The following is an 11,982-nucleotide window of genomic DNA, read 5'->3' as shown; positions in this document are numbered from 1 at the left end:
GCGCCCTTGGGCGCCCGCCGGAATGTCAGCCTGGTTGGCGATCCGTCCGATGCCTAGGGCGCCATGCCGGACCCGCCTGCCGGGATCGCCCTCGGGTTCCTTCGCGCGCCCGGGGTCAAGCCGTCGCGTCGCGGATGGGCGGCGCATCGGGCCGCTTGCGACGCCGAGGCCGCCCGGCGACGCGGCAATCGCCCCGGCCGCGTCCTGGCGGGCCTACTCGGCGGCCTCGGCCGGTGGGCCGCCGTCCTTGTTGCGCCCCTGTTCCGGGGTCGCTTCGGGGGTCGGGCGGCGCGGCGCCCTGGCGGGGGCGGGGGGCGCGTCGGCCCGGATGGCGGCCGCGCCCAGGGGGGCCGCGGCGCTCCAGATCAGATCGCCGGCGCCGGCGCGCCGGGCCGCGCGCGCCAGGCGCAGATCGTCCCGCGCGCGCGCCGAGAACAGGGCCCGCAACCGCAGCGCCGCCGCCTCGCGCCCGCGCCCGACCCACACCCGCGCGGCCAGGGCGGCGGGGGTGAAGATCAGCGTCAGCGCCGTCGCCAGCCCCAGGCCGAACACCACCGCCGTGGCCAGCTGCTTCCACCACAGCGCCGTCGGCGCGTCGATGGTGTAGCCGCCGTTGAGGAAATCGACCGACACGCCGAACATCATCGGCGTCAGGCCCGCCATGGTGGTGATGGTGGTCAGCAGCACCGGGCGGATGCGCTGCTCGGCGGTGCGCACGATGGCCTCGATCGGCGGCATGATGCGCGCGAACTCCTGGTAGGTGTCGATCAGCACGATGTTGTTGTTCACGACGATTCCCGCCAGCGCGACGATGCCCGTTCCCGTCATGATGATCGAGAAGGGCTGCTCCATCACGATCATGCCCACCAGCACGCCGGCCACCGACATCACCACCGCCGTCAGCACCAGCGCCGAGTTGTAGAACGAGTTGAACTGCGCCAGCAGGATCACGAACATCAGTCCCAACGCGCCGACGAAGGCCTTCATCAGGAACTGCTGGCTTTCGGCCTGCTCTTCCTGATCGCCGGCGAAGGCGGCCGAGACGCCCGCGGGCAGCGGGTTGGTCTTCAGCCACTCGTTCAGCTCGGCGATTTTCTGGTTGGCGTTCACGCCGGGCGCCACGTCGGCCTTTACGAAGAAGAAGCGCTCGCCGTTGTAGCGCTGGATCTGGCCCAGCTTGGGCTCGGGCGCGCGCGAGACGAAGTTGCTCAGCGGCACCAGCCCCTGGGGCGTGCGCACGCGCATGCCGTCCAGCGTGGCCAGGGTGCGCTGATCCTCGGGATAGCGCACGCGGATCTCGATCTCGTCATCCGAGCCGTCGGGGCGCATGGTGTCGAGCAGGACGCCGCGCGTGACCAGGCTGACCATGGCGCCGATGGTGCTGACGTCGGCGCCGAAGCGGCCGGCGGTGGCCACGTCCACGTCCAGCTTCCAGTCGATGCCGGGCAGGGGGCGCGTGTCCTCGATCTCGACAAGGCCGGGGGTGGCGTCGAAGCGGGCGCGGGCGATGCGCGCCGCCTCGAGCAGCGCGTCCCAGTCCTGCCCGGTCAGGCGCAGCTGCACGGGCTTGCCCTGCTGCGGGCCCTGGCGCTGCTGCTCGATCTCGGCGAAGACGCCGGGATAGATCGAGATGCGCTCGTTGATCTCGGCCAGGATCTCGTCGCCCGGGCGCCGCGTTCCCCAGGGGGCCAGCTCGATCTGGATCTGCCCGACCGCGTCCAGCGGCTTGTTGCCGCCGCGCTGGTTCAGCCCGCCCTCTCCGGCGAAGGAGAAGACCGACGCCACGCCGTCGACCCCGATGATCAGGTCCTCGACCGCCTTGACCAGGCGGTCGCGCTCGGCCAGCGACAGGTTCCCGCGCGCGCGCACATAGGCGTTGGCGCGCTCGGGCTCGGTCTTGACGAAGAACTCGACGCCCTTGTTGTTCGCGCCATACCAGGTGAAGGCCGAGAACACCGCCGCGCAGGTCAGCGCGATGGCGACGAAGGGCATGACCGGGTTGCCGACGATGAAGGCGGTGAAGCGCCCGAAGGGCGTGCGGCGCACGCCCGCCTGCGGAACGGGCCGCGGCGCGCGGCGCGGCGCGCGCCCCAGCATCGCCCCGAGGCCCGCGCCCGCGCGCTCGACCGCGCGGCTCATGCGTCCGGCGACGCCGCCAAGCACGGGCAGGTAGATCAGCGCCACCACCAGCGAGGCCGACAGGACGAAGATCAGCGTCACCGGCAGGTTGCCCATGAACTGACCCGGAATGCCCGGCCAGAACAGCATGGGCAGGAAGGCGCACAGCGTCGTCGCGGTGGACGAGACGATGGGCCAGAACATGCGCCGCGCCGCCTCGGCGTAGGCGCGCATGGGGCCGGTCCCCTCCCTGATGCGCTGGTCGGCGTATTCGACGACCACGATGGCGCCGTCCACCAGCATGCCCACCGCCAGGATCAGGCCGAACATCACGATGTTGGTGATGGACATGCCGAAGATGGCCATGAAGGCGAAGGTCAAGAGGAACGAGGTCGGGATGGCGAAGCCCACCAGCAGCGCCGAGCGCAGCCCCAGCGCCCCCAGAACCACCACCATCACCAGCGCGATCGCCGTCAGCACCGAGCCTTCGAGCTGGCTGACCATGCCGGCCACCTTGGTCGATTCGTTCATCGCGTAGCTGACCTTGACCGCCTGGCGCAACGGCTCGGGCCAGGCGGCGACGGCCTGCTCGACGCGCGCGCGCACGGCCGCGACGGTGTCGATCACCGGCTGGCCCTTGCGCTTGACGATCTGCAGCGCGACGGTGGGCTTGCCGTTGTAGCGGGCGGTGCCCTTGGCGTCCTCGAAGGTCAGGCGGATGGCGGCCACGTCGCCCAGCGTCACCACACGGTCGCCGTTGGTCTTGACCGGCAGGGCGTAGACGTCGCGCGGGGTCTCGAAGCTGCCGGGCAGCTTGATCGAGAACTGCCCCGAGCCCGACTCGAGCGCGCCGGCGGCCACCAGGCGGTTGTTGGCGGTGACCACGCGCGTCAGCTCCTGGGCGGTGATGTCGTAGGCCTCGAGCTTGAGCGGGTCGATCACCACCTCGAGCATCTCGTCGCGCTGGCCCGCAAGGCCCGCCTCGAGCACATGCGGCAGGCTTTCGATGTCGCGCTGCAGGTCCTTGGCCAGGCGCAGCATGGTGCGTTCGGGCGCGTCGCCCGAGAGCGCCACCACGAGGATCGGGAATTCCGAGAAGTTGAACTCGTCGACGCTGGGCTCTTCGGCGCCGGCGGGGAACTCGGTCCGGGCCTTGTCCACCGCCTCGCGCACGGCGGCGATGGTGGCGCTCTTGTCCCAGCCGAATTCGAATTGCAGCAGCACGCCGGCGTAGTTCTCGGCCGCGAAGGAGGTCATCTTGTCAAGACCCGTGACCCCGCGCAGCTCCTGCTCGAGCGGCTTGACCAGAAGCCGCTCGCTGTCTTCGGCCGAGATGCCGGGGAAGGGCGCCGAGACGAAGATCATCGGGATGTCGATGTCCGGCTCGCCCTCCTTGGGCAGCGAGACATAGGCGATCCAGCCCGCGCCGAGCGAGAGGGCGATGAAGGCCAGGATCATGCGGGCCCGCGCGACGGCCCAGTCGACCATGCCCGTCATCGCGCGTCGCCCGCCTCGGCGCCCGCGCCGCCGCGCGCGGCGTCGCCCGCGGCGTCGCCGGCCAGCGCGTGCGCGGGCGGCGAGACCACGCCCCCGTCCTCGGGCGTCCAGCTCACCTCGGTGACCAGGACGGGCCTGCCCTCGCCGACATATTCCTGGCCGACGACGATGACCATGGCCTCGTCGGGCAGCCCGCGCACCCACACGCCCACCGGTTCGTCGCGCAGGATCTCGACGGGGACGAAGCGCGCGCGCCCGCCTTCGGCCACGCGCACGCCCAGCCGGCCCGAATCGTCCAGCGTCAGCGCCGCCTGCGGCAGCATGTGCGCGCGCTCGCCCGTCAGCGGCACGGCGATCTCGGCGGTCATGCCGTCGCGGATGGCGGCGTCGGGATTGGGGGCCTGGACCTCGACGCGGAAGGTGCGCGTGGCCGGATCGGCCGAGCGCGAGACGAAGCTGATCCGCCCCGCCAGCGGCCGCCCCGAGGCCAGGCGCCCACGCGCCTCCATGCCGGGGGCCAGGCGGTCGACGTCCACCTCGGGCACGAAGCCGACCAGCTTGATGGGATCGAGGGCGATGACCGTCGCGCACACGTCGCCGTTGCGCAGGAGCGCGCCGGTCTCGGCCGCGTCCGTTTCCAGAAAGCCGTCGAAGGGCGCGGTCATCACCAGCTTCTCGATGTCGCGCCGAATCGCGGCCAGGCGCGCGCGCGCGGCCTCGAGCTGGGCGCGGCGCGCGGCGGCCACGATGTCCGAGGCGTAGCCCTTGCGCGACAGGGTCTGCGCGGCGCGGTCGTCGGCCTCGGCGCTGGCCAGCGCGGCTTCGGCCTCGGCCAGCTGGGCGGCGCGCGCGCCCATCTCGATGCGGCACAGCACGTCGCCCTTGCGCACCTCGGCGCCGGCGCGCAGCGGGTCCGAGATCACCAGCCCCGAGGTCTCGGCCCGCACCTCGACGCGGCGCTGCGCCTCGGTGCGTCCGCGCAGCGCGATCTCGCTTTCCACCGGGCGCGCGCGCGACAGGAAGCCGGCCACGCGCATCGGCTTCTCCTCGGCGTGGGGGGCGGCCTGGGCGGCGCCGGCGGGGGGCGGCGGCTCCTGCCCGCGGGGGGGCGTGGCGACGACCCACCAGTAAAGCCCGGCCGCGACCAGCGCGGCGGTCAGAAGATGTGCAAGGCGCATGACCAGCTCCGTTCGACGCATGCGGCCGCGGCGGCGCATGCGGGGGCACAATATGGCCTGCATGCGCGGGGCGGCAAGGTTGCGCGCGGGCGGCCTTGACAATATACGCCCGATCAGCGCCTTTCGGTCGCAGGACGGACGGAATTTTTCCGCGCCGCCGCCCGCGCGCGGCGCGAGACGGGAGTGCAGGCAGTTGAGCGACACCGACAGCTTCATCCAGGAGGTCACCGAAGAGCTGCGCCGCGACCGGCTCTTGCGGCTGTGGCGGCGCTTCGGCCCGGCGGTGATCGCGGGGCTGACGCTGATCGTCCTGGCCGCGGCCGTGTTCAGCTGGCGCGAGCACCGGCGCGAGGAGGCCGCGCGCGAGACCGGCGGCCGGCTGATCGCCGCCGCGCGCATCGACGACCCCGCCCGGCGCGCCGAAGCCTTCGCCGCCGTCGCCGAAGCGGCCGCCCCGGGCGCCGCGCTGCTGGCGCGCATGAGCGAGGCGGGCGCGCTGGCCGATGCGGGCAAGCCCGAAGAGGCGGCGCGGCTGCTCGACGCGATCGCCGCCGATGCGGGCGCCGATCCCCTCTGGCGCGATCTCGCGGGCTGGAAGGCGCTGATGCTGCGCGCCCCCGACATGAAGCCCGAGGCGCTGGCCGAGGCGATCGCGCCCTTCGCCGCCGAGGGGGCGACGCTGCGCCCGCTGGCGCTCGAGGCGCGCGCCGTCGCGCGGCTGCGCGCGGGCGACGCCAAGGGCGCGCGCGAGGACATGGCCGCCGCGATGTCCGACCCGCGCGCCACCGCCGAGCTGCGCGAGCGGCTGGGCGCTCTGGCCGAGGCGCTGCCCGCCTCGGGCGAGGACGGCGCCTGAGCGCGCCGCGCGCCGCGCCTTGCAGTCAGGAGGATACGCATGACCCGTCGCCTTGATCTCGCTCGCCGCGCGCTGCGCATCGGGGGGGCGGCCTGCGCGCTTGCGGCGCTGGGCGCGTGCGCGTCCGACGACGAGGCGCGCCTTGCCGGCGAGCGGCTGCCCGTCTTGCCCGCCGGCGCCGCCGAGCAGGCGCCCGCAAGCCCCGAGACGCGCCCGATCCCGCCCGCCATCTCGGTCGCCGACTGGACGCATGTGAACGGCGACGCGGCCCATTCGGCCTTCGACGGGGCCGGTCACGTCGCCGCGCCCGCCGCGCCGCGCGCGGTCTGGAGCGTCGACGCCGGCGCCGCCTTCGAGGACATGCCCGCCCCCGGCCAGCCGGCCGTGGCGGGCGGGCGCGTCTTCGTGCGCGACGGCGAGGCGGCCCTCTTGGCCTTCGACGCCGCCTCGGGCGCGCAGCTCTGGCGCGTGGACCTGACCCCCGAGGGCGAGGACCCCGAGGCCGGCTTCGGCGGCGGCGTCGTCGCGGCCGACGGGCGCGTCTACGCCACGACCGGCTTTGGCGAGGCGCTGGCGCTCGACCCCCGGGACGGGCGCATCATCTGGCGCCGGCGGGTGGACGGGCCGGTGCGAGTGGCGCCCGCGGCGGCGAACGGGCGCGTCTTCGTCGTCACGCGCGCCAACACGGCCCACGCGCTGAACGGCGAGGACGGCGCCGAGCTGTGGCGCATGGACGCGGCCAGCGCCCGCGCCGGCGCGCTGGCGGGCGCGCCGCCGGCGACGCTGCGCTCGGTGGTGGTTCTTCCCTTCGGCTCGGGCGAGCTGACGCTGGCGCGCGCCTCGGGCGGGCTGCAGCTGTGGACGGCGAACCTGGCGGCGGGGGGGCTCGGCGCCTCGGGGCTGGCGGCGTTTCCCGACGTGACCTCGGCGCCGGTGATCGTGGGCACGGACATCTATGCCGGCGGGGCGGGCGCGCAGCTGACCGCCATCGACGGACGCACGGGCCGGCGCAAGTGGACGCGCGCCTTCGGCGCGCTCTCGCCGGTCTGGCCGGCGGGCGACAGCGTCTTCGTCGCCTCGACCGAACCCGCGCTCATGCGCCTCGACGCGCAGACGGGCCGCACGCTGTGGCGCGTCGAGCTGCCGGGCTACGCCGACCCCGACGACCGCGAGGGGCCCATCGCCTGGCGCGGCCCCATCCTGGCCGGCGGGCGGCTGCTGACCGTCTCGTCCGACGGGCGCATGCTGGCGCATGATCCTGTCACCGGCGCCCAGCTGGCCGAGACGCGGCTGAGCGGCGGCGCGTATTCCGAGCCGCTGGCGGCGGGCGGCGCGATCTATGTGCACACCGCCGACGGCCGCCTGACCGCGCTGCGCTGAAGCGCGCGCAAGACACGCCGCGGGCCGCCCCGCCGCGCAACGCGCGGGCGGCGCGGCCCGTCGCCGCATTGGGCCCCGCCCGCCGGGCGCGGGCCGCGAACTGGTTCCGCGCGCAGCGCGGATGGAGCATGACATGTCATTCAAGCTGGCGATCGTCGGAAGACCGAACGTTGGAAAATCGACCCTCTTCAACCGCCTCGTGGGCAAGCGCCTGGCGCTGGTGGACGACCAGCCGGGCGTCACCCGCGACCTGCGCGAGGGCGAAGCGCGGCTGGGCGATCTGACCTTCACGGTCATCGACACCGCCGGCCTCGAGGAGGCCGACCCCGAAAGCCTGCCCGGGCGCATGCGCGCGCTGACCGAGCGCGCCGTGGACATGGCCGACGCCTGCCTGTTCCTTCTGGACGCGCGCGCCGGCGTGACCCCGCAGGACGAGGTCTTCGCCGACATCCTGCGGCGCAGGAACGGGCGCGTGATCCTGGGCGTCAACAAGGCCGAAGGCGCGCAGGGCGAGGCCGGCGTGCTCGAGGCCTGGCGCCTGGGGCTGGGCGAGCCCATCGGCCTGTCGGCCGAGCATGGCGAGGGCATGGGCGATCTTTACGCGGCGCTCGAGCCGCTGGTGGCCGAGCACGAGGCGCGCGAGCTGGACGCGCCGCGCCCCGACCGCCCCATCCAGCTGGCCGTGGTCGGTCGGCCCAATGCCGGCAAGTCGACGCTGGTCAACGCCATACTGGGCGAGGACCGGCTGCTGACCGGCCCCGAGGCCGGCATCACCCGCGACGCCATTTCGGTGAATGTGTCGTGGGGCGGGACCGATTTTCGCATCTTCGACACCGCGGGCATGCGCAAGAAGGCGCGCGTGGTCTCGAAGCTCGAGAAGCTCAGCGTCTCGGACGGTCTGCGCGCGGTGCGCTTCGCCGAGGTGGTGGTGCTGCTGGTCGACGCCCAGAACCCCTTCGAGACGCAGGATCTGCGCATCGCGGACCTGGCCGAGCGCGAGGGGCGCGCGGTGGTGGTGGCGGTGAACAAGTGGGACCTGGTCGAGGACAAGAATCGGCGCCTGCGCGAGCTGCGCGAGCAGTTCGCCCGCCTTCTGCCCCAGCTCAAGGGCGCGCCGCTGGTGGCGGTCTCGGCCATCCAGGGCAAGGGGCTGGACAAGCTGCGCCAGGCGGTGCTGGACGCGCACGAGGTCTGGAACGCGCGCATCTCGACCTCGCAGCTGAACCAGTGGCTGCGCGAGCAGACCGAGGCCCACCCCCCGCCCGCGCCCGGCGGACGGCGGATCAAGCTGCGCTACATGACGCAGATCAAGAGCCGCCCGCCCAGCTTCCTGGCCTTCTGCCAGCGCGCCGACGAGATGCCCGAAAGCTACACGCGCTTTCTCGTCAACGGCTTGCGGCGCGATTTCGGGCTTGAGGGCACGCCGATCCGCCTGACCTACCGCAAGGGCGAGAACCCCTTCGAGGGCAAGGCGCGCGCGCGCGGCAAACCGCGCGGCTGACCGCCGGCCCGCCGGCCGGCCAGAAGGAGGACGCCATGAAGATCGAGACCCTGCGCGAACGCGCCGCCCGCCGGGCGCCGGAGGACTATTTCGTCGGCGAGGTCTGGATGCAGACCGTCGCCGCGCCCGAGGCGCCCTCGCGCCTGTCGGCGCTGACGGTGTCCTTCGCGCCGGGCGCGCGCACGGCCTGGCACACGCACCCGGCGGGGCAGACGCTGCTGATCCTGTCGGGGCGCTGCCGGGTGCAAAGCCGCGGCGGTCCGGTGCGCGAGCTGGGGCCGGGCGACGTGGTGCGCTTCGCCCCGGGCGAAGAGCACTGGCACGGCGCCGCGCCCGATCAGCCGATGACGCATCTGGCGATGCAGGAGGCCGTCGACGGCGTGACCGCGCACTGGCTCGAGCAGGTCTCGCAGGACGACTACCTGACGCCGCCGCAGGATTGAACCTCGGGGGCCGGGGCGCGGGGCCGGGATGCCGGCCCCGCGCCGCCTTCGGCCGCGCGCCCGCCTTCAGCCCAGCGCGTCGAGAATTTCCGGCAGCAGCCGGGCCGCCGCCGCCGGCGGCGTCGCCAGCGCGGCGCGGTCCTCGCCGGGGCGAAAGCGCGCGCGCACCGCCGTCGCCATGAGCGGCGGCGTCAGAAGCAGCACCTTCGGCCCGAGGCGGCGGCACTCTTCGGCCCAGCACAGCGCCGCCGCGCGCGCCGCCGCCTTCGAGGCGGCGTAGGCGCCGTGGAACGCCCCGTCATTGCGCGGATCGTCCATCAGCGCGGCCACGCCCGACGGCGCCGCGCGCAAGAGCGGCTCGAGCATGCGCACCAGCTGCGCCTGCGCGCGCGCATTGACCGCCATGGCTCGGTCCCAGTCCTTGACGTTCAGATGCGACGCGGGGGTGAGCGGCGGCGCATGGACGGCGCAGTTCACCCACAGGTCGAGCTTGCCCCAACGCTGATGGATCGCGGCGCCGAGGCGGGGCAGGGCGTCGTCGTCCGACACGTCGGCCGGAACCAGCGTCGCCTCGCCGCCGCGGGCGCGGATGGCGTCGTCCAGCTCCTCGAGCCCGCCGACGGTGCGCGCCAGCGCGATCACATGCGCGCCGCGCGCGCCCAGCTCCTCGGCCAGAGCGCGGCCAAGCCCGCGGCTTGCGCCCGTGACCAGGGCGATCTTGCCGGCCAGCGGCGCGCTCATCGCGCGTCCTCCAGCTCGAGCGCGCCCTCGCTCAGCGCGTCCGAGGGCGGGATCGGATACTGCCCCGAGAAGCACGCGTCGCAATAGCGCGGCGCCGAGGGGTCGCGGCCGTTCTCCTCGCCCACGGCGCGGTAAAGCCCGTCGAGCGAGATGAAGCGCAGGCTGTCCACGCCCAGATAGGCGCGCATCTCTTCCTCGGTCATGCGCGCGGCCAGAAGCTTGTCGCGCTCGGGCGTGTCCACGCCGTAGAAGCAGGGCCAGGCGGTGGGCGGCGAGGCGATGCGGAAATGCACCTCGGCCGCGCCGGCGTCCACGATCATCTCGCGGATCTTGCGCGAGGTGGTGCCGCGCACCACCGAATCGTCCACCAGCACCACGCGCTTGCCGCGGATCAGCGCGCGGTTGACGTTGAGCTTGAGCCGCACGCCCATGTTGCGGATCTGCTCGGAGGGCTCGATGAAGGTGCGGCCCATGTACTGGTTGCGGATGATCCCCATGGCGTACGGAATGCCGCTTTCCTGGCTGTAGCCGATGGCCGCCGGGGTGCCGCTGTCGGGGATTGGGCAGACCAGATCGGCCTCGACCGGCGCCTCGCGCGCCAGCTCGACGCCGATGGCGCGGCGGCTCTCATAGACCGAGCGGCCGCCGATCACGCTGTCGGGGCGCGAGAAATACACATGCTCGAAGATGCAAAAGCGCGGGCGCGCCGGCTCGAAGGGGCGGAAGCTTTCGACGCCCTTCTCCGAGATGATGACCATCTCGCCCGGCTCGATCTCGCGCACGAACTCGGCGCCGCAGATGTCGAAGGCGCAGGTCTCGGAAGCCAGCGCCCAGCCCTCGCCCAGACGCGCCAGCGACAGCGGGCGCACGCCCAGCGGGTCGCGCACGCCGATCATCTTCGAGCGCGTCAGCGCGATGATCGAGAACGCGCCCTCGACGCGGCGCAGCGCCTCTTTCATGCGCTCGGGGATGTTCTTCTGGAAGCTGCGGGCCATCAGATGGATGATGACCTCGGTGTCGGACGAGGACTGGAAGATCGAGCCGCGCTCGATCAGCTCCTTCTTGATGGCGCGGGCGTTGGTCAGGTTGCCGTTGTGCGCGACGGCGCAGCCGCCCATGGCCAGGTCCGCGTAAAGCGGCTGCACGTCGCGGATGGCGGTCTGCCCCTTGGCGCCCGAGGTCGAGTAGCGCACATGGCCGATGCCGCTGCGGCCGGGCAGGGCCTCTATCGTCTCGCGCTGGGTGAAGTTGTCGCGCACATAGCCCAGCCGGCGCACCGAGCTGAAGCCGATCTCGGGGTCGTAGGTGACGATGCCCGCCGCCTCCTGTCCGCGATGCTGCAGCGCATGCAGGCCCAGCGCCACGAAGCTGGCGGCGTCGGTCACGTTGAAGGCGCCGAACAGGCCGCATTCCTCGCGCAGCTTGTCCGGGTCGTCGCTGTCGAAGGGGTGACGCGGGAAGCGGGAGGCGATGTCGGCGTCGGTCATGGTCGATGCGCCCTCGGTCGGCGTTGGCGGGCGGCCCGCGGCGCGGGCGCGGGGAAGGTTCGGTGGCCTTATATCGGCCGCCCGCGGCGCTGTCACCCGCCGCGGGCGCCGGCTCAGCGCTCGGCGGGCGCGGCGCGGCCGTTCGGGGTCAGCGCGCCGGCGCCGGCGCCGGGGGCGTCCAGCTCGAAGAAGCCGCCGCACTCGGCGGTCAGCTGGTTGACGGGCCGGCGGATCCAGTCGGGCACGGTGCGCGGGGCGTTGTTTTCGATGATGTTGGCGGCCTCCTTGATGAGGGCGACCGAGCGCGCCTTCTCGATGGCGGGCAGGCGTTCGGAGGGCGGCATGATCTGCGCGTAGATCAGCCAGGCCACGGCCACCAGCGCCACGCCGCGCGCTAGGCCGAACAGGAAGCCCAGCGCCTTGTCCACCGCGCCGAGGGGCGATTCGCGCACCGCCGAGGAAAAGAGCGGCGTGAAGATCGACAGGAAGATCAGCGCGATGGCGAAGACGACCGCGAAGGCCACCAGCTTGGACAGGTTGCAGTTGCGCTGCAGGATGTCGCCGATGGTGGGGGTCTCCTTGAGGATGGGCTCGACCAGCGGCGCGCCGTAAAGGGCCAGGATCGCGGCCAGGATCCAGCCGCCGATGGCCAGCGCCTCGCGCGTGAAGCCGCGGGTGAAGGCCAGCAGCCCCGAGACCAGCGTCACCACAAGAACCGCCCCGTCCGCGATCGTATACTCCATCAGGTCGCCCCCATGCCTTTCAACGCCACTCGCGCGCC

Annotated in this window: 9 protein-coding genes; 4 read left to right on the top strand and 5 right to left on the bottom strand. The window is 73.3% G+C overall.

Annotation, left to right across the window (positions count from 1 at the left end; all coding sequences use genetic code 11):
- Positions 1-213: 213 nt before the first annotated feature.
- Both LY05_RS05645 and LY05_RS05640 read right to left on the bottom strand, forming a co-directional pair.
- Entirely contained in the window at positions 214-3,615 is a 3,402-nt protein-coding gene (locus LY05_RS05645) for an efflux RND transporter permease subunit (RefSeq protein WP_148922432.1), read from the bottom strand.
- Positions 3,612-4,793, bottom strand: coding sequence for an efflux RND transporter periplasmic adaptor subunit (locus tag LY05_RS05640; RefSeq protein ID WP_148922431.1), 1,182 nt, complete (start codon positions 4,791-4,793; stop codon positions 3,612-3,614). Before LY05_RS05640 ends, LY05_RS05645 begins: the two co-directional genes overlap by 4 nt.
- Before the next feature lie 193 nt (positions 4,794-4,986).
- On the opposite strand from LY05_RS05640, the gene LY05_RS05635 reads away from it, so the two are divergent.
- The 4 genes from LY05_RS05635 (at position 4,987) to LY05_RS05620 (ending at position 8,973) form a co-directional block, all read left to right on the top strand.
- On the top strand, positions 4,987-5,649 hold the full coding sequence (locus LY05_RS05635) for a hypothetical protein (protein WP_072745795.1): 663 nt from the start codon (positions 4,987-4,989) through the stop codon (positions 5,647-5,649).
- 39 nt (positions 5,650-5,688) lie between these two features.
- Entirely contained in the window at positions 5,689-7,029 is a 1,341-nt protein-coding gene (locus LY05_RS05630) for an outer membrane protein assembly factor BamB family protein (protein WP_148922430.1), read from the top strand.
- A 133-nt stretch (positions 7,030-7,162) separates the two neighbouring features.
- Positions 7,163-8,530 carry a ribosome biogenesis GTPase Der gene (der, locus tag LY05_RS05625; RefSeq protein WP_148922429.1) on the top strand — a complete coding sequence of 456 codons (1,368 nt, stop codon included), beginning with the start codon at positions 7,163-7,165 and terminating at the stop codon, positions 8,528-8,530.
- A gap of 35 nt (positions 8,531-8,565) precedes the next feature.
- Positions 8,566-8,973: a (R)-mandelonitrile lyase gene (locus LY05_RS05620; protein ID WP_148922428.1), complete on the top strand. Its 408-nt coding sequence runs from the start codon at positions 8,566-8,568 to the stop codon at positions 8,971-8,973.
- A gap of 66 nt (positions 8,974-9,039) precedes the next feature.
- Here the strand turns inward: LY05_RS05620 and LY05_RS05615 are convergent, their stop codons facing one another.
- The 3 genes from LY05_RS05615 to LY05_RS05600 form a co-directional block, all read right to left on the bottom strand.
- Entirely contained in the window at positions 9,040-9,714 is a 675-nt protein-coding gene (locus LY05_RS05615) for an SDR family NAD(P)-dependent oxidoreductase (RefSeq protein WP_148922427.1), read from the bottom strand.
- Positions 9,711-11,201 carry an amidophosphoribosyltransferase gene (gene purF / locus LY05_RS05610; protein WP_148922426.1) on the bottom strand — a complete coding sequence of 497 codons (1,491 nt, stop codon included), beginning with the start codon at positions 11,199-11,201 and terminating at the stop codon, positions 9,711-9,713. Before purF ends, LY05_RS05615 begins: the two co-directional genes overlap by 4 nt.
- Before the next feature lie 113 nt (positions 11,202-11,314).
- Positions 11,315-11,944: a CvpA family protein gene (locus LY05_RS05600; RefSeq protein ID WP_148922424.1), complete on the bottom strand. Its 630-nt coding sequence runs from the start codon at positions 11,942-11,944 to the stop codon at positions 11,315-11,317.
- Positions 11,945-11,982 lie beyond the last annotated feature (38 nt).

It is taken from the genome of Oceanicella actignis, assembly GCF_008124525.1.
Lineage (GTDB): Bacteria > Pseudomonadota > Alphaproteobacteria > Rhodobacterales > Rhodobacteraceae > Oceanicella > Oceanicella actignis.
This window is presented reverse-complemented; position numbering and strand designations above follow the sequence as displayed.

Excerpts from the sequence above, each read along its gene's own strand:
- LY05_RS05645 (WP_148922432.1), bottom strand. The coding sequence starts at position 3,615 with ATGACGGGCATGGTCGACTGGGCCGTCGCGCGGGCCCGCATGATCCTG.
- LY05_RS05640 (WP_148922431.1), bottom strand. The coding sequence starts at position 4,793 with ATGCGCCTTGCACATCTTCTGACCGCCGCGCTGGTCGCGGCCGGGCTT.
- LY05_RS05630 (WP_148922430.1), top strand. The coding sequence starts at position 5,689 with ATGACCCGTCGCCTTGATCTCGCTCGCCGCGCGCTGCGCATCGGGGGG.
- der (WP_148922429.1), top strand. The coding sequence starts at position 7,163 with ATGTCATTCAAGCTGGCGATCGTCGGAAGACCGAACGTTGGAAAATCG.
- LY05_RS05620 (WP_148922428.1), top strand. The coding sequence starts at position 8,566 with ATGAAGATCGAGACCCTGCGCGAACGCGCCGCCCGCCGGGCGCCGGAG.
- LY05_RS05615 (WP_148922427.1), bottom strand. The coding sequence starts at position 9,714 with ATGAGCGCGCCGCTGGCCGGCAAGATCGCCCTGGTCACGGGCGCAAGC.
- purF (WP_148922426.1), bottom strand. The coding sequence starts at position 11,201 with ATGACCGACGCCGACATCGCCTCCCGCTTCCCGCGTCACCCCTTCGAC.
- LY05_RS05600 (WP_148922424.1), bottom strand. The coding sequence starts at position 11,944 with ATGGAGTATACGATCGCGGACGGGGCGGTTCTTGTGGTGACGCTGGTC.